Origin of the sequence: Varibaculum cambriense (genome assembly GCF_032557235.1) — a bacterium.
GTDB lineage: Bacteria > Actinomycetota > Actinomycetes > Actinomycetales > Actinomycetaceae > Varibaculum > Varibaculum cambriense_C.
This window is the reverse complement of the sequence record NZ_JAWGMB010000009.1, coordinates 15,014-36,455: the sequence shown is the minus strand read 5'-3', so window position 1 is coordinate 36,455 and position 21,442 is coordinate 15,014. Positions and strand designations below refer to the sequence as shown.

Genomic DNA, 21,442 nt, shown 5'->3' with positions numbered 1-21,442 from the left:
GTTATTTTGTCGACTGAATGGGAAAATCGTGGGACGTCATAGCGAAGGAAAGGCACCATTCCGCCACCTACTCTGGCAGGCGGGGTTAGCCACTGCAGTAATCGCAGCAGCAGTCGGTACCTCAGGAGCAGTCGCTCTGCATTCTGCTTCCCTTCCCGCCGGGCACCCGCAACCCGAAATGACGGCGCAAACCATTTCTAAAACCAACCCGGTTGCTCAAGCAAGCGGAGAATACGGCCTTGAAAAAGTTAGCGCTAAAGTCATAGACGAATCCCCCACAACCGATCCCGATACTGTGCTAACCAGCGAAAACCCGCAAGCTGGCGAAAATTCGCAACCAGCTTCGCAGGCAAGTACCGGTGGGGCTAGTGCTTCCAGTGCACAATACTCCCTGGCCGCTTTACGTAGAGCAGGCGTAGTGCACTGGAGCGGATACAAGTTCACCTACTACTCCCAAAAAGTCTTACCCGGTGGGGGACTGCGGATTCCAGGTCGCCACGTGAATGCTAACGGGTATGTAGCTGACGCCGACGGCTATATTGTGCTCGCCAATGATGCCCCGAAAGGCACCGTTATTAACACTCCCTTTGGCGGGCCGGGAAAAGTCTATGACCGGGGTACCCGGGGAAACCACTTCGACGTTTACACTTCCTAAGCATCCGCTATTTTTGTTATTACGAGGGAGCGTCCTCGTACCTGATCCTGCCCGGGTAAGCAGGCAAAAGTGAACTGAGTAGCGCTCCCATCTAGGATAGACACGATGAGTTTGCAAGCCGTAGTAGAAAAAGTAGCTAGTGAGCCGGCAGCTAAAAAGTTCTTCTCCCAGCCCCATAGCGTCCAGTCTCTGCACTGTCCTACCGGGGTAAGGCCACCGCTCGCAGCAGCCGCGGCGCAAACCGAGGCAAGTAGCGGAAGCTTTTCTCCACTACCTTTCTCATCAGTAAATACGAAGAAAGCTGCGCCGGCTGAGGCGGCTCAGGGAAAGCGGCGCGGTCTGATCCTCTACGTAACTGCCTCGGGCAGAGCCGCCGAACAGGTAGAGGCGGAATTGGCCGGATACCTGCCCCGAGTTGCCCGCTTCCCGTCCTGGGAAACCCTGCCGCACGAACGGCTGTCTCCCCGTGCCGACACTATGGCGCAGCGAATCGCCGCCCTGCGTCGCCTGGACCATCCGGAAACCAGCGGTCCTGGAGAAGCTATTTCTATTCTGGTAGCTCCCATTAGGGCATTATTGCAGCCGGTAGTTGCCGGTTTAAGCGAGATTGAGCCCCTAAGAATTCTAGAGGGCGAGGATTATCCTCTGGACAAGCTGGCTGCCCGCCTCCTAGACCTGGGATATGAGAAAACCGATTTGGTGTCCACCCGGGGACAATTCGCGGTGCGGGGAGGAATTGTTGACGTATTCGTACCCGGGGAATCTCACCCCCAGCGCTTAGATTTCTTTGGGGACACTCTAGAGGAAGTAAACTACTTTTCCCTCTCAGACCAGCGCAGCCTGGAAAAAAGTCCTGCCGGGGTGTGGGCACCGGCCTGTCGGGAATTGCTGTTGACCGACCAGGTTAAGCAGCGCGCTAACCAGCTGCAATCCTCCCTGCCAGGCGTGGCCGATATGTTAGAACTGATCAGCCAGGGGATCGCGGTACAGGGGATGGAATCTTTAGCTCCGGTGTTGGCTCCCGGGCTGCAAAGCGTGGTTTCCTTGCTGCCCGAAAATACCACTATCGTGATTGACGAACCGGGGAAAGTAGCTCGCCGCGCCGCAGATTTGCTGGCGACTTCCCACGAATTTGAGCAGGCAGCTTGGCAAGCAGCGGCAGGAGGCGGAAAAATTCCGATACAGGCTGCCCGCGCCCTCCAAAGTCTCAATGAATTTAATCAAGAAGCTCTCGATAAGGGTCTTGGGTGGTGGGAACTCACCGGTCTACCCAGTGCAGATATTTTAGCTGCCGAAAACGAGGAAGAACCAGCTGAAAGCGAAAAACTCACGGAAGAGCTCAGCGGGGGCGAAGAAGAAAATGGGCTCAGCGAAACTACCCGACCCACCTATGTTTTTGGCGGTCAAACCAGCATGGGCGCGAGGGCGACAAAAGGCTACCGCGGACAGATTGATCAGGCAGTTAAAGAACTAGGGCAGTATCTTAACGCCGGTTGGCAGGTGATTGTCTCCTGTTCAGGACGCGGCTTGGCCAGCCGATTCGCTGCTAATCTTTCCGAGGCAGGCCTGCCTGCCCGCGCAGTAGCAACCCTAGCTACCTCCTCGGATATAGAAAAAGGAAGTGTGCTGGTTACCGCGGGTAAAATCGCAGCTGGTTTCACGCTGAAAGCTTCGCACCTGCTGGTATTGGCAGAGGCTGATCTGACTGGCCGTTCTCCGCGCTTGGCACAAGCTCCCCGCAAGCTGGCCAGTCGGCGAGGAAAAACCATCGTTGATCCCCTGTCTCTAAAGCCCGGGGATTACGTGGTGCACTCCCAGCATGGGGTGGGACGCTTCGTGCAGATGACCAAACGCACTATCGGTAAAGGTCAAGACGCAGTTACCCGCGAATATCTGGTGTTGGAGTATGCGCCTTCGCGGCGGGGACAAGCTGGTGACCGGCTCTATGTCCCCACTGACTCTTTGGATTTAGTTTCCCGCTATGCCGGCTCGGATACCCCGCAGCTAAACAAAATGGGGGGAGCAGATTGGGCGAAAACTAAGAACCGTGCCCGTAAAGCCACCCGGGAAATCGCGGCGGAACTTATTCGGCTCTACGCTGCCCGTCAGGCCACCAAAGGACACGCTTTCGGTCCCGATACTCCCTGGCAAAAGGAACTCGAGGACGCGTTCGAGTATCAGGAAACTCCTGACCAGCTCGCCACCATCGATGAAGTCAAGGCGGATATGGAAAAACCGGCTCCTATGGATCGCCTGCTCAGCGGAGATGTAGGGTTCGGGAAAACCGAAGTGGCGGTGCGCGCCGCCTTCAAAGCTATCCAAGAAGGGTTCCAAGTTGCCTTGCTAGTGCCGACCACGCTGCTAGTAAAACAACATTATGAAACTTTTAGTGACCGTTTCGCGCCCTTCCCGGTAAAAATCGGGCAGCTGTCGCGTTTTTCTACCCCTGCCCAGGCGCGAGAACTCAAAGACCAGTTACGTGGCGGCGAAATCGATTTGGTGATCGGAACTCATAGTTTGATTACTGGGGAAGTAGGGTTTAAAAATCTGGGACTGGTGATTATTGATGAAGAGCAGCGTTTCGGGGTGGAACATAAAGAAACTTTGAAAGCCCTGCGCACCAATGTGGATGTGCTCTCTATGTCGGCTACCCCAATTCCGCGCACCCTAGAAATGGCGGTGACCGGGATTCGGGAACTATCGACCCTTTCGACTCCCCCCGAAGAACGCCACCCGGTGCTCACTTTTGTTGGTGCTTACCAGGACAAGCAGGTAAAGGCGGCGATCCGACGGGAACTGCTACGTGACGGACAGGTTTTTTATGTTCATAACCGGGTAGAATCGATCGACCGGGTAGCGGCGCATCTGGCGGAACTGGTTCCGGAAGCCAGGATCGCGGTGGCGCACGGCAAAATGCATGAAAAGCAACTGGAACAAGTAATGGTTGATTTCTGGAACCACCAGGCTGATGTGCTAGTTTGCACCACGATTGTTGAAACCGGGCTAGATATTTCCAACGCTAACACCTTGATTGTTTCCGGCGCGCATCGAATGGGGCTTTCCCAACTACACCAATTACGAGGACGGGTAGGGCGCGGGCGGGAACGCGCCTACGCCTATTTCTTCTACCCGGGCGATAAACCGCTAACCGAAACTGCCCATGAGCGCTTACAAACGATCGCCGCAAATACCGATTTAGGGGCAGGTACGGCAGTTGCGCAAAAAGATTTGGAGATTCGCGGAGCCGGAAACCTGCTGGGGGGACAGCAGTCGGGCCATATCGCCGGGGTTGGTTTTGACCTGTATATCCGGATGGTGTCCGAGGCGGTGCGCGGTTTTAAAGAGGGCGAGGAAACGCAAGACGATGAAAGTGAAGTGCGGATTGAACTGCCGATTGATGCCCATATTCCGCCTGAATATATGGATTCGGAGCGGCTGCGCCTAGAGATGTATCAAAAGCTATCGAGCGTGCGGGAAGAAGAACAGCTGGAAGCGGTGCGGGAAGAAATGACTGACCGTTACGGAGTGCCGCCCGCAAATGTTCAGCTACTGTTTACGGTGGCGAAGCTACGGATGGCTGCGCGCGCCCTAGGGATTAAGGAAATTGTGGCACAAGGGCGTTTTGTACGTTTTGCCCCGATTAGCTTGGCGGATTCGCAAATGCTCCGGATTAAACGACTGCATCCGGGAACGGTGATTAAGCCGGCGGTACGCCAAATCTTGGTGCCAGCTCCTAAAGGAGAAAAATTGGGGCAGGGGGCACTGCATGATGAACCTTTAGCCCAGTGGGTGGCACAGTTACTACAGCATGTGCTTACTCCCTTTGGAAAAATAAATTCTAATGCCCAAGAATAGAGCTGCGGGCGCCCTCTTGATAAGCTAACCCTAGCTATTAGCTTCAGAAAGACAGTCTTATGAATAACAAAGTTCTTCGAGTTATTGGTATTTGCGCCGGCACCGCTCTGTTCGGGATGGGGCTTAGCGGATGTTCCAACGCTGAAACCGCGAAAGATGGTTTTCCGGTCGAACAGGTGGCAGCGGAGATTAATGCGGCCACTCCCACTGACGAACAGCGCGTATCCTATATGCAACAGATGCGTTCACAAGTACAAAAACAGTTGGGAACTGAAGTGTATCCGCAAGCTGTTTGGGATTCCCTAGAGCGTGGAGAGATACCGTCCCAATACCTTGCCTCTTGGGCATCCGCGATGAAAGTTGCCCGGGAAGAACTGCGTAACCAGCCTGGATATACCGATGCGGATATTAATAAGTGGCTGGCTGCTGGGGCTGAAGCAGCAGGCATTAAGGATGCAGACTTTTCTACGGATACCCTCGATTTCTGGCGGCTACAAAAGTTGTCTAGTGATCAGCAACAGGGGAAGTTATCTGCGGATTTAGCGAAGCGAATTCAGCCGAAACTGCTGGCGGCGCAAAAACAGGGTGATGCGCAGGCTAAGGGATTGAAAATTAACACCCTATTAACTCAGGTATTGTCGAATAGCACCGGGATACAAGTGCTAGAGCCTGATCTGGGTGCAGGGGTGAAACTGCAAAATTTTGCCAAAGTGGAGCAAGCGCTGCAAAGGCAAATGCCGCAAGGCTCGCAGCCGGTTAAGTAAACAGTTTTCTTTCCGTCTGCGCCTAAAGATAGGGACTTTTGCAACCTGCTGACGTCCTTTACTTCCAGTAGACTGTAGTTAAGTGATCAACAAAATCTATAAGGAGCGTGACCGTGTCACTAATCGTTGCTATTAATGCCCGTGAAATTCTTGATTCTCGAGGAAATCCCACCGTTGAGGTGGAAGTATTGTTGGATTCGGGTGCTTCTGCCCGTGCTTCCGTTCCTTCTGGGGCTTCTACCGGCGCTTTTGAAGCCGTGGAACGCCGGGATGGCGATAAAGGTCGTTACCTCGGTAAAGGTGTTCAGGATGCAGTTAACGCGGTAATGGATGATATTGCCCCGGAGCTAATCGGTGAAGATGCTTTTGATCAGCGCGCGATCGACCAGATGATGATGGATTTGGACGGCACTGCTAACAAAGGCAAATTGGGCGCTAACGCTATTTTGGGTGTTTCTTTGGCTGTCGCTCATGCCGCAGCGGAGGAAGCAGGGGTGTCCCTCTTCAAGTACCTGGGTGGCCCTAATGCCCACGTGCTGCCGGTTCCGATGATGAATATTTTGAACGGTGGTTCTCACGCTGACTCCAATGTGGATATTCAAGAGTTCATGATTGCCCCTATTGGTGCTGCTTCTTTCGCGGAAGCTCTCCGTATGGGCGCCGAGGTCTACCACACTTTGAAGGGCGTTATTAAAGATCGTGGTCTATCTACTGGTTTGGGTGACGAGGGCGGTTTCGCCCCCAACCTGGACTCCAATGCGGAAGCCCTCGACCTGATTTGTGAGGCGATCAAGAAAGCCGGATATGAGCCGGGTAAAGATGTGGCTTTGGCTCTGGACGTGGCTTCTTCCGAGTTCTTCAAAGATGGCAAGTACCTGTTCGAGGGCGAGCCTCGCGACACTGATTACATGGTGAAGTACTACGACGAACTAGTCGCCAAGTACCCGATTGTTTCTATTGAGGATCCGCTATCGGAGGACGAATGGGATGCTTGGAAAGCTTTGACCGAGCACATCGGTGACAAGGTTCAGTTGGTCGGCGATGACCTGTTCGTAACCAACCCGGAGCGTCTGGCTCGTGGCATTAAAGAGGGCGTAGCTAACGCTCTGCTGGTTAAGGTTAACCAGATCGGCAGCCTGACTGAAACCCTACAGGCGGTTGAGGATGCTCACCGCGCCGGTTACAAGTCCATGACTTCTCACCGCAGTGGCGAGACTGAAGACGTAACTATCGCTGACCTGGCGGTAGCCACTAACTCTGGTCAGATTAAGACCGGTGCTCCGGCACGCAGCGAGCGGGTTGCGAAGTACAATCAGCTGCTCCGTATCGAGGACGAACTGGGTGAGGCTGCTGTATATGCTGGGCGGAACGCATTCCCGCGTTTTAAAGCCTAGTTTGCAATGCCTATACAGCTGATAGGCAATTAGCTTAAAACATCCGGGGTGGGTCGAAAGATATATCTTTCGACCCACCCCCTTTTTGTTTTTAAGCATTAGGGCACCGATAAATCTGTTCGTTTTATCCACGCGATGTGCGTTCGCGCGAACGCGTTGTCGGGTTTCTTCGGGACAATCCCGAATTTCCCGCTATTCAAACGGAACCAAATCAGAAGTTAAATACCTTCATTCGTGCGGGTAAAAAGTGTTGATACCATTGTGGGGTAATCATGCGCTTTTGGGGTTTACCTCAAAAGTAAGGTTAGAGTTAGACAAGTAATAAGCAAGGAAGCCGAAGATCAACTAACTCGCTACCGAATCTCGCAGGATAGACGCTTTAGGGCGTAAATTTTTTCGCGATTAATCTAAACGAGCAGCGGGTAATGAAGAATACTGGGGATATATGAAGATGAAGAAGTCTTTAGCGGCAGCTAGCGTAGCTTTTGCGATGCTTTTTTCTGGTATCGGTCCGGGGTCTTCTACCCCAGCCGGGGCTGCTACTGTTTCCGCTGCGAACTGGGCAATGCCCACACAGGTTAAAGCCAATACTCCTGAAAATACCGCTTCCGCAGCTAACCAGTCTTTAGCTGATTGGGAAAAACTACAGGCAAAACTGACGCAAGAAAACCCTATTTCCTGGCTATTTACTGGTGATTCCATAACTCATGGCGCTAATACCAGTGAAGGTTTGCGGCGCTTCAGCGAGTATTTCAACTCTTATCTCCATTCGACCCCTATTAATGGCATAGGGCGCAATAACGATTTAGTAATGAATACCGGGGTGGCTAACTCGACTACCCGGTATTTGCGTCAAGCTTTCCAACAATCTGTCCTTGATAAAGGGGCTGACGTAGTCTTTTTGGCTTTGGGGATGAACGATTCGGTAAATGCCCCTGCCAAGGAACGGGTTGAACAAAAAACTTACCGACAAAATCTCGAATACTTTATCGCCCAGATTCGCGCCTCCGGTGCAATTCCGGTGTTGCAAACCCAAAACTATCCCACTGACGGGCGACACGCCTCTTTCGATGCGTGGATGCAAACTGTCCGGGAGGTGGCAGCAGAAAAGAAAGTGATTCTGCTGGATGTCCAAAAGTTCTGGCAAACCGAGCACGCGTCAGATAACTCTGACGGCTGGATGCAAGGCGATGGGGTACATCCCAGTGCGCAAGGCTATCTGGAGTGGGCAAAATTCCTGGTAAAGCAGTTGAATATCTGGAATGAAGATTCAACGCTAGCCAATACTTCCAAAGCATCTGTCGAGCGTTATGGAAGTCCCCTCACCGAGGTGCCAGTGACGCAAAACGTACCCGAAGTGTTAAAGAAACAGCCCCCACACCCGGCAAACCTGGTGTTCAATCACGCTCGGACCACCAGTGAATCTTGCTCCCCGCAGATAAGGGATGACCAAGCCGCTCAGGTAGCATCCTTTGGAAAACAGAACTTTACGGTGCGTTTCAAAGCCACCTCTACTCAGACCGGAACCCTTATTTCCTTTGCTGACAAGGACTCTAATCTGCAGCTGCGCCTAGATATTGCGGAGGGTGGAAAGTTTAAAGTTCAGCGTCAATTCAAAACCGGTAAGCTTGACGGTTTCACTTTACAAAATCCCCTCGTCGCTGACGGAAAATTCCATACGGTCAGCGTAAACATTACTGACGGTACTGCCGACTACTATCTGGATGGGGTAAAAGTACTGCCGTTGAAAGGTGCGGGAGTTGCCGGCGCTAACGCCCTCACCTTAAATAACTTCTCGGTAGATTATGTAACCTTGTGCGCAGCGCGGGTGGGGGCAAATCCCACTCCCGAGAGCTCATTTTCCGGGGTATTAGATTATGTCGCGGTTTCGGATCAGGTATTGAGCGAACAGCAAATAGCCGAACAAGCCGGTGCCGCTACGGTTAATGCGGTGATTTCTCCCTTTATCCATAATGGTCAGGGCGACCCCAACACCTGGGTATTTTTAGGTTCGGACTCTATCTATGGGGGCGAGGGCGATATTTCCGCTAAATCCGCCACCGAAGTTTTTGACGAAGTGGTGAGCTGGGAATGTAACGGTAATAGTTGTGACAATAACCCTAGCGGGCTGCAGCTTGCCGCTCGCTCGCGTTTCGTAGTGAATTCGTCCTATCCGGGGCAGACCACCGCCAAAATGCTAGCCGCATATGACAGCCAGGTAAAACGACATAAGCCGCAGGTGCTATACCTGATGCCCGATGCGCTAAATCCCGCCGGGCAGCCCTATGAAACGCTTGACAGTTTTAAGAGCAATATCAAACAGCTGGTTGCCCAGGCGAAAGCAGACGGAATCCGCGTGGTGCTAGTTACGCCTGCCGAAGCCAGTGCCGAGGCCAACGAATATGCCGACGCGATGTTACAGATAGCTGCTGACGAGGAAGTACCGGCAATTGACGCTCACCAATACTTCCAAAAGCTGCAAGCAAAGAACCCCAACTATGGTGACATTGTTGATAGCCGGGGTAGCTTGAATCACAAAGGACAGTTACTGCTAGGCAAGTTCTTGCTGAAAGAATCGGGGATTCCCGCTCCCAATGCGCGCAGAATCGCCGCTTTGAACTACTACGATCCCGCAGCCAAACTGGTAACCCCGGCGGCTTCCTCAAATGTTGATGGCGCAGCTCAAGACCCGGTTAGCTGCAGCGTAAAGCCCTCTGGCATGGTTAAACTGCAAGAGGGCGTGCGCTATACAGTGACTGTAAATGGTAAAGAAATAACTCCCGAAGCTGGTGGGGCGTTCACCTATGATTACGGACAAACTCTGCGGATCAAAGCCGAAGCAGAAGCGGGATACGTCATTCCTGCCGGGGTACAAACAATCTGGAGCTGGACTGCGCCTACTCGGGAAAACTTGGATTGCGATAAACCAAAACCTCCGGTAGTAGATCCCAGCCAGCCCGATAAGCCTGGTGAGGGTGAAACTCCAGGCCCCGGTGGTGATACTCCTAAGCCAGGGACTGATACTCCTAAACCGGAAGCTACTGATAAACCAACGGATAAACCTAGCGGTAACCCCGGAAAGGCTAACCCGACTACGCCAGGTTCCTTAGATAAGTCGAAGAATCGCCCTCAGCAGCAATCCTCCGCTAGCGACGTTACCGCAGGTAATCTTGCCCGCACCGGTTCTTCCCCCTGGGGGTATCTGTTGGCGGCCGCGTTATTTGCGGGTGCGGGGGTAGCCCTACGCTTTAAGCGCCTATGAAATCGCGCGCCGGCAAACCTGCGTTAGCCAAAAATCAGTTAAAGGATCAGCGTAAACGGCTCACTAGGTTTCCTGGGGGGAGGTTGGCGTCTGCCGCTTTACTTATCGGGATAGCGCTTTGCCTTCTAGTGGGGAGTGTTATCTGGGCTGTGGGGATGCTGCGCTCAGATACCGAAGCGACCAAAGAAAAACCCCAACTGCCAGGGGTAACTATCGCCGGGCAAAAGGTGGGCGCTGCCGAGTTTAAATACGCCCTCTCAGAGGTTAAATCCCAGGCGGTAGCGGCTTGCGCCGGCGAAGAAAACTCTATTGGCGCTGACTTTTGGCAAAAAAATCAAGCTAAATGTAACCGTCTAACCGCTGCCCCCACGGCTAGCTCCGAGAACGAACGTAAACAGCTGGTAGTGCAAAAAGCGTATTCGCCTGCCAGTAAAAAGTTTTGCGCGAGCGCCCGCAAACCGGCTGCATATGCTGCTTGCCAGGCTGTGCATTTATTAGAAGGGCAGCACGCTGCTTATAAACAGGCGGTGCTAGGGGGACAAATGAACACCCCCACCTGGGAAGAGGCGCTGCAGTCTTGGCGAGAGGGTAGCTTCCCTAGTGACGACGCAACGGCCACGCGGAATCAGAGTCTCGAGGGTGAGCAACCTGGTTTATCGGTTTATCTTTCGAAATATGTCAGCGGTTTGCGCGACCAATATATCAATGCTGAACAAGCCCCCGGGATGAGGGTTAGTGACCGACAGGTTAAAGATCACTATTTGGCTAACGCCTGGGATTTTGGTGAAGAAATTGCTAAGCTTTTCTCGGAAGAAGAAAAGTGGAAGATTATCTCACCCAGCGTCAAAGTTGATCTTCGTACCCAGATTTATTACGACTTGTTGGCTCAGCAGGTTCAGGGTATGGATACGGTGATAAATCAAGAAAGCGTGGTTGCTTTCGTTAAAGACACTTTCAGTAAATAGAGCTGGTTACCCAGCAGGCGATAGGGGAAAGATGAACCTGAAGAAACTTGCTAAAGCTACCGGTATCACCGTGCTTGCCACCAGTTTGGTTGCCCTGTCTCATTTGCCGGCAGTGGCTGCCCCGGTGCAGGCGGAAATTATTCCTGCCACTACCTATTACGTGAGTGCAGCGGGTAATGACGCTAATGATGGAAAATCTGAGGCTAAACCCCTTAAGACCTTGGATGCTGTCAATAAACTGACTCTGCATGCCGGTGACAAGATTCTGTTAAAACGTGGGGATGTCTTTAACAACCAGCATCTGTGTATCAGTGGCGATAAATCTTTCAAGTTTAATGACGGCACTACCTGTGCCTACCAGGCAGATAGTGATGGAGCGCCCCTGGTGATTTCGGCATATGGCGAGGGTACTAAACCGGTAATTGCTGCTAATGGCCAGGGACAGTGGAAACTGGACTATGGTTTGACCTTGGGGCACAGTCAGCATTATCTGGCTAAGGATGCAGTTTCTTCTACCGTAATGCTAAAAGATACTGAAAATATCGAGCTTAGCGACCTAGAAATCACCAATAAACGGCTTGAAGATGGCAGCGGAAAAGAAAATGGGTGCGCCTATAACGATAACTGCGCCCTTGACCGCACCGGGATTGCCGGGATCGCTCAAAACCAGGGAACTTTAGATCATGTGGTGCTAAAGAACCTTTACGTCCATGATGTGAAAGGTAATATCTACAATAAACACAGTGTTAATGGTGCGATTTATTTCAGTTCCCTAATCGCCAGCGACCAGATGAAACCAGCTGCCGAACGTAAGGCTCCGGGATTTAAGCCTGCCTTGGACAAACCGGAGAAAGGATATCCCCGGTTTAATGACTTACAGATTATCAATAACCGGGTAGAAAACTCCGGACGCTGGGGGATAGCCGCTGTTTACAGTGCTTACGCCAGCGTTGCCGTTGATAGTCGTATCCAGATTCCTGATGAGGACATCACCAAGTATGGTTCCACAAATGTGGTAATCAGCCATAACTTTATTAAGAATATCGGTGGTGACGCGATTACCGCCATGTACGGGTATAAGCCGGTAGTTGAAAGCAATGTAGCCACCGAGATTGCTACCCAGATGAACACTACCGATTATCTTTTTGCGAAAGATACTCCCGGAAAATTTGCTAAGACGGGAGGGCGCGTAGCTGCCTCCATTTGGCCGTGGAAATCAAAAGATGCCGTATTCCGCTTCAACGAGGGTTTCAATACCCAAAATGCCGATAAAGGTAACGGTGACGGAATGCCCTGGGATGCGGACTCAGGCGACGGTACCGTCTACGAGTACAACTATTCTGCCAATAACTCTGGCGGAACGGTGATGTTCTGCGGAGATCAGGCAGCAAACTCCACCTTCCGTTTCAATATTGCGCAAAACGATTCCCTCGGGGCGCTTTCACCAACTTTTTGGGTTCCAAGCTATAGCGGAAAGTATCCGAATGCGCATGTTTACAACAATACTTTCTATTTGAAATCAGGATCCTCGATTTTGCACCCTGCGCAAGCTCAGCAAGGAACGATGAAAGTAGAAAATAATATTTTCTACAATATGAGTGACCAACCCCGCACTGAATCTTGGAATCCCCTAGGGCATATCACCTGGAATCCAAAAGATATTGATGGGAATGCCAAGGTAACTTACTCGCATAACCTTTACTACAACTACGCTAACTATCCCGCTAGCGACCAGAATCCCGTAAAAGTAAGTAAAGGCAGCGCAGTCCTGGCAGATCCCGGGAAAGCTCCCAGTGATGCTGCCACTGACATGAAAGCACACCCCCACTATTTCCCCGGGTTAAGTTATGCCGCAGCGGATGCCAAGACCACGGTCTTTGATGGTTACAAGCTAGCCGCTAACTCGCCAGCAATTGGGAAAGGTAAAGGAATAACTGACGATAACGGCTTTGCTTTAGGTACTGATTTCTTTGGTCGCACTGCCAACACCTTTGATATTGGGGCAGTCTCTACCAATCAAAAACCGCTCCCGCCAGCAACCGTTACCGATAGCGCAAAACTGGTTAGCACCACCTATCAGGTAACTGACGGACAAACCGTACCCAGCAAGAATGGTGCCTATAAAGCGGGAAATACTATCCACGTTCCCTCAACTGAAAAGAGTCCCAGCACCATCGCAGAAGTGCTCTCTAACCTAACTGTAGAGGGTAAAGCACAAATAGTTGATACTGCCGGTAACGCTCAGGCAGAGGACGCACTGGTGGCAGCGGGAATGAAACTAAAGATTACCTCTTTAGATGGCAAAGTTACCAGCGAGTTTCCGCTGTCTATAGATAACGTGTATAGCTGGCTGGATGACTACACCCATAACGTGCAAGGCAATGTCTGGTTTGGGCAAAAGCAGACAGGTGCTAATGGTAAATGGGTAAATATCGATAAAGCTGACCCTGCATGGCCGAACTGGCAGGTAGACGGGTATTACGGGCCGGGTATTAACGGGGCTCAACTAGCTCCCGCCGACCGGAGCGCTCTTAACGGTTTACTTTCTGATTCCCCGACATCTGCGGGCGCAACCGCAATGGCGTGGCGGGCTCCCAAGACCGGTTATATTACTTTCAAAGTTAAGGATGCGGCGGCAGGTAAACCTGCAGAACCATTCTTGCGTCAAGGGGATGCTACCGGCGGGACAGTCACCGTGAAACTGCTGGTCAACGGAATCGAAAAACGTTCTTTGACTTTAGCAAAGAAAGATATTCGCCCGGATGGAGAATTTAATTTCACCGCCAATGACGCGAATGCTTTACGGGTTTCTAAAGGGGACTTTGTGCGGGTAGTTGCCGAATCTACCGGCAATCCCGCCCAACCATCGATGTTCGTTAGTCCCACTATCACCTATATTGATCGCACAGTAGATACGGAAGTTATCCCCGTGAAACCGGGAACTGACACCGGCGAACCGGATACTCCAACTCCGGGTCAAAATCCGCAAACCGATAAAGGATACGTAGAAGGTAAAGTTCCCGGATTTGCCCTGAGCCTTACCGGAAACGAAGTTAGCGGTAAAGTGACTTTGCCACAGGTTGAAGGTATCGAATATCTGGTTAATGGAGCCGCGTTAGCTGATAGCTACCCGGCCGGCCCCGTGGTTGTGACCCTAAAAGCGAAAGCCGGTTACAAACTGGGAGAAAGTGCCACCACTGAATGGAAATTTACGGTGCCAGCGACCCCTGAATTTGCCAGTGACACTGGAAAACTTCAGATTCCCACCACGGTCGGCGTGAGCTATGACGCGCAGAATCAGACGGTGGCTCCCGGTAAAACGGTGACAGTAACCGCGACCGCTAGTGATGGTTATTCATTTGCAGCTACCCGCGCGGTGAAGTGGACATTTACCGCTGACCAGAAGGACGATCCCAAGCCAGGAACTGACCCCGAGAAACCGGGAACAGTGCCCTCGGATAATCCGACTCAGCCTGACAGCGGAACAGTCGCTGATGGGAAGAAACAAAACCCCAACAACCCGACTACTGCGGTCAGACAGAATCGGGGTTCCCTGGTTAATACTGGTAGCCTGGCAGGCATGGCAGCTATCGTAGCTTTAACGCTTGGGGCTGCGGGAATGGTGATTGTTCGGCGACGTGCTAAGGAGTAATAGCAATCGCGCTGAATACTCGACCTCTCAGAATGCCGGAGCGCTATTTGTCAATAATGATGAAATAATGAAGGCGTGAAGTCTCCGCAACCGCCTAAAAGTGTGCAAAGAGAGAATACCCGTAAGCAGGGCTCTGCTTTCCGGTCAGTTTCTCCGTTGGTGCGCACCGCTAGGCGCAATCGGGGACGTTCCCCGGTGGTTAAAGCAGCTAACCGGCGGGTCAAAGTAGGTTCCCGTTTTTCGGTAACTGTGGGTACCATCCTGGTGGTTGCTTCCATGTTTTTGCTACTAGTGGGGGCTCCCTTGTTTGATCTGGTAAGCCAGCTGGAACAACGTAACAAGGTGCATGCACAACTGGTGGCGGCGAAACAAGAAAACCGAGAACTGCATAAAGAATTAGAACTTTGGAATAACTCGGATTATCTAACCCAACAGGCGCGCGAGCGCCTCGGTTACGTAAAACCGGGTGAAACCCGCTATGCGGTAGTAGATCCCGGCAAAGACTATCAGGCACGCCAGGAAGCAAAACTAGAGAAACTGCCGGCTCGCCCCTGGTACTTAGAGGTTACTCACTCGGTGAAAATGGCGGGGCAAAGTACAGCCTCTAAAGAATCCTCGACTCAAACACGTCCTCAACCCGCCCCGGGAGCTACCCCTGAACAAGAAAAGGCAAAAAAGAAGTGAGTTTTGAACTTGACGAAGCCACCCCCGCCGACCTGGAAACCCTATCTTCGCAGTTAGGGAGGATTCCTCGGGGGGTAGTGGGAGTAGCTGCGCGTTGCGTGTGCGGCCGACCCGCGGTAGTGGCGACCGCGCCGCGCCTAGAGGACGGTTCCCCCTTCCCTACGACCTTGTATTTGACTCTCCCCAGCTTGGTGCGCGCCCTATCCACCTTGGAAGCCTCCGGGAAAATGGCTGACTATCAGCAGTTGCTGTCCGAGGACGAAGATGTCGCTAAGGCGTATCGCCGCGCTCATGTTTCCTATATCGAGGCTAGAAACGCCCTAGGTGAAGAAACTGGAATTGGACAGGTCGCAGAAATCGCCGGAATCAGCGCAGGCGGAATGCCTGAGCGGGTCAAATGCCTACACGCCCTCGCTGCCCAAACCCTCGCTTGCGGCAAAAAAGTAAATCCCATAGGTGATTTAGCGCTAGCTGACCTGAAAGTCACCGCCCTATGGGACAGCGAGCACTGCTACTGTGAATAGGCGCAGGTTTTCCCCATCGAAAATGGGGTGTGTTTACGCATCGCTGTCTTGGCAAGAAATACCTTCGACCCATAGTTTTTGGTCAGGTCTCCTGTTAGTCAGGAATCTGAATCCGTGAAAAAATAGGGCTATGGCATTAGTTGCAGGTATTGATTGTGGCACCAACTCGATTCGTTTAATCATTGCGCGCCGAGAAGCCCCGGACGCGCCCTTAGAGGTACTAACCCGGCAGATGCGGATAGTGCGCCTGGGGGAGGGAATCGATAAAACCGGGCAGTTCGCACCGGCAGCCCTAGAACGCACCTTTGCAGCCACAGAAGAATATGCACAGATTATCTCCGAATACGGGGTGGACAAGATTCGTTTTGTTGCCACCTCCGCCAGCCGAGACGCGAAAAACCGGGAGGAATTTTTCTCCGGTATTAAGGAACGCCTAGGGGTAATCCCCGAAGTTATTTCCGGAGATGAAGAAGCAACCCTATCTTTTTCCGGTGCTACCTCCTCCTTTAAAGACGAGGACGAGCCGGTACTGCTGGTAGATATTGGCGGCGGGTCTACCGAGTTCGTTTTAGGTCAGCGCGGGAAGGTAATAGACACTATTTCCACCAATATGGGTTCGGTGCGGGTGTTTGAGCGCTACCTGGCGCCGGTGATTGCCGAAGCTAAACGCGGGGACGGCTCCCTGGATCCCCGCGAGACTCCCGGCATGGCGAAAGCCGTAATAAAAGCTACTTCCGCAATTGATGAACTGATAGATGAGGCTGATCAGAAACTGGGGTTGGCCCGCGCCCGCACCCTGATTGGGGTAGCCGGAACGGTCACTACCATTACCGCTCACGCCCTCGGCTTAGAAGAATACCAGCCCGAAAAAATCCATGGCTCGCGAATAACGCCCGCGCAAATGTTGAGTTCCTGTAACTGGATGATGAATCAGCCGGTTACCGTGCGCGCTGCCCTAGGGTATATGCCCACCGGACGCGCCGATGTTATCGGCGCAGGTGCGCTGGTGTGGTCACGAATTATTGAACGTATCAACGGGGAAATCGAGGTAGACGGATCCGGATTAAAAGAAATTCTTACCTCCGAAACCGATATTTTAGACGGTATCGCCCTGTCAATCTTGCCCTAGGGTTCTAGCTAAACCCATCCTATTAAGCAGTCGAGATAAAGGCTGCACAGACGAGGTGAGGGTTCCTAAATCCAGGAGCTAAACCACATACGCCAACCCCAATGTGAATAGGGAATCGGCATCCCACTAACCACCGGGTAGAAGAATAGCGCGACCAACAAAATCACGATAACCAGGGCAATCCCCATCGAAACCGCGATATCGGGAGTGCGTCGCGGAGGGGCAACTAGCTGATCTCGGCACGCTATCAGCGGCTCGGGCATAGGGCGCAGCAGCCCCAGTAAAAGCCCAATCAGATAGGTAACCGCTAAAGCTAGGAAGGGAGTTAGCACCACCATATAGAACATGAAAATGGTGCGATACCAGTACAGGAGCCAGGGTGCCCACAGTCCCAGGTAGCCTACCAGGATTACTCCCGCACGCCAGTCACGGCGAACGAAGGTACAGTAAATAATCACTGCCAGGGCGATTACTCCTACCCACCACAGCATCGGGTTACCCAGCGAGGACATAGCTTCCACCGTGAAATCCCCATTATCGCCATGCGGTTTTTCGAAAAGCATCGAGGTAGGGCGCTGATTAATCAGCCATTGCCACGGATAGGATTGATAGGGGTGTTTACTGGTTACCCCAGTGTGGAACTTCATCACTTCACTCATATAGGTGACGTAATCAGAAATCGGATCTAACCAAGAGGAATCTCCGGCCGCGGAGGCCGTCTTCCCATGCCCCCAGGCGTCAGGGTGGGTAAACCAGTTCCACCAGTTCAGCAAATACACCGCGACGGCTACTAAGACTAGCTGTGCGAACGACGGCAGACCTCCTCGAAGAATCGCCCCCAGCCAAGCACGTTGCTTACCTTTAATACCGGGGTATTGCTTACTGAGCGCGCTAGGGGATATCCGCAGCACCGAAAGCCTCAAAGTTAGATCCCGCAAGAACACGAAAATACCGCACACCGCCAACAGGTAAAGTCCGGACCATTTCACCGCACAGGCACATCCTAGCCAGACCCCCGCTGCTACCAGCCACCAGCGCACTCCCGCCAGGTCGTTGCCGAGCTGCGCTCCCAACAACTCGCGAGCCATCCTTCGGCGCACCTGCAGTTGGTCATAAACCACGCACAGCACCCCAGCCAGGCAAAGCACAGCTAAGATCCCATCTAAGAGACCTACGCGCGAGAGGGAAATCGCTACTCCGTCGGTGGCGATAAAAATCCCGGCAATACCGGTGAGAATCCAAGAGTCAAATAATGCCCAAGCTAGACGGCAAGTTAGATACACCAAGATAATCCCGCAAACAGCGGCCGCAATCCGCCAGCCGAACGGATTAGACCAGCCAAAAAGCTTCATCCCCAGCCCAATAATCCATTTACCCAGGGGAGGATGTACTACGAATGCCGGATCGGAGGTGGCTGCCGCAAAATCCCCGGCTGCGAACTTAACGTCTCCTCCTTTGGGCCAGTTTGTTTCGTACCCAAAATGCCACAGCGAATAGGCATCTTTTACGTAGTAGGTTTCATCGAAAATCAGTTTGCGGGTGGCATCCAGGCGGGGTAAGCGCGCGATAGCGGCTACCACGCAGGCGATAACGGTAACTATCCAGGATCGCCGGTTGTTGATTGCCTCTGTGTCTCGCTGCCCGCGCCATCCGCGCAGGTAGAGGCGAGGCAGTGAGGTAACAGAAGTCCACGAAGGGGCGAGTGGACGCCTGCGGTGGGATTTAGGTTTGACCTTGTCGCTTGTCGTCAAAGTTTTTCGTGCCGCTGCCGGTGGGGGCGGAGCGGGACGTCCAGGCATTGCTTGCATGTACTCGATATTATCCGGATAGGGCATAATTGTGAGAGTGGAACAGTTTTCTTGGGATGCAGGCGTCATCGCTTTAGCTGCCACCCCGATTGGTAATCTCGCTGATGCTACCCCCCGCCTGGTTAGCGCTTTTGAACAGGCGGACCTGATTGCGGCCGAAGATACCCGCCGCACTGGGCTGCTGCGCGAGCGCCTGGGAGTAACTCGGCACGCCCCCTTAATTTCCTGTCATGAACATAATGAACAGGCGAAAGCCGAACAAATAGTTTCTTCCGCCGCTGATGGTCAGCGAGTTCTGTTGGTAACGGATGCGGGAATGCCTACGGTTTCTGACCCCGGTTATGTGATTGTGCAGGTGGCGATAGCGCGCGGGGTGCCGCTGACAGTCCTGCCTGGCCCGTCTGCCCCCCTGCTCGCCCTCGCCCTCTCCGGGTTGCCCACGGATCGCTTTTGCTTTGAAGGTTTTTTGCCCCGCAAGCAAACTGCCTTAAAGCGGCGGTTAGAGGAGCTTTCTAGCGAGGAACGCACCATGATTTTCTTGGAATCCCCCCGACGGTTAGCAGCAACTTTGGAGGCACTTGCCCAGGTTTTTGGCGTTGTTCGTCGGGCTGCGGTCTGCCGGGAACTCACCAAGATGCATGAGGACGTGTGGCGAGGCACCCTCGGAGAACTTAAAGAAAAAGCTAGCGAGGTGCGCGGAGAAATCGTGCTGGTGGTGGCAGGAGCCGCGCCGCAAACTCCCTTGACGCCTACGGAAGCAGTCAGGCTTGTCCTTGACCGGGTAGGGGACGGCGAAAGACTAAAAGATGCCGCTAAAGCGGTAGCAGCCCAAAGCGGGCTCAGTTCCAAGGTGCTTTATAACCAGGCGCTTGCGGAGCGAAAATAACCAGGTCTTTAGGTATATTTTGCTTCCGGCAATGGGGCATTAGGATAGGGGTATGACTCATGTTTTATCCGCTGTTGCTTGGCCTTACGCCAATGGTCCACGTCATATTGGACACGTAGCCGGTTTTGGCGTCCCCTCCGATGTTTTCAGCCGCTATATGCGAATGGCGGGACATGAGGTATTAATGGTGTCGGGAACCGATGAACACGGTACCCCGATTTTGGTGCAGGCAGAGGCAGAGGGAATTTCGCCCCAAGAACTCGCTGACCGCAACAACCGGCTAATCGTAGAGGATTTGGTCAATCTGGGGCTGTCCTATGACCTATTCACCCGCACTACTACCGGTAATCATATTACCGTCACCAAAGCCATGTTTGCGCAGGTACGTGACAATGGCTACCTGATTGAAAAGCGAGCCATGGCCGCGATTAGTCCCTCTAATGGCCGGGCGCTACCTGACCGCTATATCGAAGGTACCTGCCCGCTGTGTGGAGCCAGCGGGGCACGCGGAGATCAATGTGACAACTGTGGTAAACAGCTAGATCCCATCGATTTGATTGACCCAGTTTCAAAAATCAATGGAGAAACCCCCAAGTTTGAGGAAACCTCTCACTATTTCTTGGATTTGCCCGCCCTCGCGGACGCCCTCGGAAAATGGCTCGATGAACGCGAGGCCTCGGGAACTTGGCGACCCAACGTGATCCGCTTTTCCAAAAATATTTTGGCGGAAATTAAACCCCGTGCCATGACCCGCGATATTGACTGGGGGATACCGGTTCCCGGTTGGGAAGATCAGCCCAGCAAGCGCCTATATGTGTGGTTTGACGCAGTGGTGGGATATCTATCTGCCAGTATCGAGTGGGCGCGGCGCATCGGTCAGCCAGAACGTTGGCGGGAATGGTGGAATGACCCGCAGGCGCGCTCCTATTACTTTATGGGAAAAGACAATATCGTTTTCCACTCCCAGGTTTGGCCAGCGGAGCTACTCGGATATAACGGCGAGGGCGAGCGCGGCGGGGAGCCCGGAGAAATGGGGCGGCTCAACCTGCCCACGGAGGTAGTCTCTTCGGAGTTCCTAACTATGGAGGGTAAGAAGTTCTCTACCTCAAAATCCGTGGTGATTTATGTGCGGGATATGCTTTCGCGCTACCAGGCCGATGCCTTGCGCTACTTTATTTCCGCAGCTGGTCCCGAAAACCAGGATGCTGACTTTACCTGGGCGGAGTTCGTGCGCCGCACTAATGACGAACTGGTAGCGGCCTGGGGGAACCTGGTTAACCGCGTGGCTTCGATGATCCATAAACGAGTGGGAGCGATTCCTCAGCCTGGGCAGCTACAACCTGAAGATCAGCAGCTCTTAGACCAGGTAGAAGCTGGGTTTTCTGAGGTAGGGGAACTGATTGCCACTCATCGGCAAAAGGCAGCGCTGCAGCAGATTATGCATCTGGTGTCACTAGCGAATCAATATGTAGCCGCCACTGAGCCCTTCAAATTGAAAACTCCGGAGACACAGGAGCGTCTGCACACGATATTGTGGGTATTAGCGCAGGTAATTGCGGATCTGAATCTTATGTTTTCACCGTTTTTACCGTCCTCGGCTAATGCTATCGACCGGGTGTTCGGCGGGCAAGGGGAGATTGCCCCCATGCCTCGTATTGAAGAAGTTAAAGATTTAGACCAAACTAGAGAAGACGGTTCAGATTTCACCTACCCCATTATTACGGGCGATTACAGCGACGTTCCACATTGGGGCAGGCACGAAATTCAAATCGGAAGGTCAGTTTCTAAACCCAAACCCGTGTTTCAGAAGCTAGAACCTGAGATTATAGAAGAGGAATTAGCCAGGCTCGCTTAAGAGTCGGGG

The 21,442-nt window shown here is 52.8% G+C and carries 13 protein-coding genes; 12 read left to right on the top strand and 1 reads right to left on the bottom strand.

Annotation, left to right across the window (positions count from 1 at the left end; all coding sequences use genetic code 11):
- Positions 1-28: 28 nt before the first annotated feature.
- The 10 genes from E6072_RS07445 to E6072_RS07400 all read left to right on the top strand — a co-directional run bounded on the left by E6072_RS07445 (position 29) and on the right by E6072_RS07400 (position 16,884).
- Positions 29-655 carry a hypothetical protein gene (locus E6072_RS07445; RefSeq protein WP_316694821.1) on the top strand — a complete coding sequence of 209 codons (627 nt, stop codon included), beginning with the start codon at positions 29-31 and terminating at the stop codon, positions 653-655.
- Positions 656-760: 105 nt separating this feature from the next.
- Positions 761-4,510 carry a transcription-repair coupling factor gene (mfd, locus tag E6072_RS07440; protein ID WP_316694819.1) on the top strand — a complete coding sequence of 1,250 codons (3,750 nt, stop codon included), beginning with the start codon at positions 761-763 and terminating at the stop codon, positions 4,508-4,510.
- 59 nt (positions 4,511-4,569) lie between these two features.
- Positions 4,570-5,274, top strand: a complete 705-nt coding sequence (locus E6072_RS07435) for a hypothetical protein (protein ID WP_316694818.1) — start codon at positions 4,570-4,572, stop codon at positions 5,272-5,274.
- A gap of 113 nt (positions 5,275-5,387) precedes the next feature.
- Positions 5,388-6,668 (top strand): phosphopyruvate hydratase, encoded by a 1,281-nt coding sequence (eno, locus tag E6072_RS07430; RefSeq protein ID WP_316694816.1) that lies wholly within the window; start codon positions 5,388-5,390, stop codon positions 6,666-6,668.
- Positions 6,669-7,113: 445 nt separating this feature from the next.
- On the top strand, positions 7,114-9,930 hold the full coding sequence (locus E6072_RS07425) for a GDSL-type esterase/lipase family protein (RefSeq protein WP_316694814.1): 2,817 nt from the start codon (positions 7,114-7,116) through the stop codon (positions 9,928-9,930).
- 155 nt (positions 9,931-10,085) lie between these two features.
- Positions 10,086-10,895 carry a hypothetical protein gene (locus E6072_RS07420; RefSeq protein ID WP_316694812.1) on the top strand — a complete coding sequence of 270 codons (810 nt, stop codon included), beginning with the start codon at positions 10,086-10,088 and terminating at the stop codon, positions 10,893-10,895.
- A gap of 31 nt (positions 10,896-10,926) precedes the next feature.
- Positions 10,927-14,547, top strand: coding sequence for a right-handed parallel beta-helix repeat-containing protein (locus E6072_RS07415; protein ID WP_316694810.1), 3,621 nt, complete (start codon positions 10,927-10,929; stop codon positions 14,545-14,547).
- Positions 14,548-14,622: 75 nt separating this feature from the next.
- Positions 14,623-15,231 carry a septum formation initiator family protein gene (locus E6072_RS07410; protein WP_316694808.1) on the top strand — a complete coding sequence of 203 codons (609 nt, stop codon included), beginning with the start codon at positions 14,623-14,625 and terminating at the stop codon, positions 15,229-15,231.
- Complete coding sequence (locus E6072_RS07405; RefSeq protein ID WP_316694806.1) at positions 15,228-15,755, top strand: DUF501 domain-containing protein; 528 nt, start codon at positions 15,228-15,230, stop codon at positions 15,753-15,755. The genes E6072_RS07410 and E6072_RS07405 overlap by 4 nt, the downstream gene beginning before the upstream one ends.
- 130 nt (positions 15,756-15,885) lie before the next feature.
- Entirely contained in the window at positions 15,886-16,884 is a 999-nt protein-coding gene (locus E6072_RS07400) for a Ppx/GppA phosphatase family protein (RefSeq protein WP_316694804.1), read from the top strand.
- Between the two features lie 65 nt (positions 16,885-16,949).
- Here E6072_RS07400 and E6072_RS07395 read toward each other — a convergent pair whose 3' ends face one another.
- A complete protein-coding gene (locus E6072_RS07395) occupies positions 16,950-18,719 on the bottom strand; it encodes a phospholipid carrier-dependent glycosyltransferase (protein ID WP_316694803.1) in 1,770 nt (589 codons plus the stop codon).
- A gap of 10 nt (positions 18,720-18,729) precedes the next feature.
- Between E6072_RS07395 and rsmI the strand changes: the two genes are divergently transcribed.
- Together rsmI and metG are read left to right on the top strand one after the other, a co-directional pair.
- Complete coding sequence (gene rsmI, locus E6072_RS07390) at positions 18,730-19,578, top strand: 16S rRNA (cytidine(1402)-2'-O)-methyltransferase (protein ID WP_316694802.1); 849 nt, start codon at positions 18,730-18,732, stop codon at positions 19,576-19,578.
- A 52-nt stretch (positions 19,579-19,630) separates the two neighbouring features.
- Positions 19,631-21,433 (top strand): methionine--tRNA ligase, encoded by a 1,803-nt coding sequence (metG, locus tag E6072_RS07385; protein ID WP_316694801.1) that lies wholly within the window; start codon positions 19,631-19,633, stop codon positions 21,431-21,433.
- The last annotated feature ends 9 nt before the right edge of the window (positions 21,434-21,442 follow it).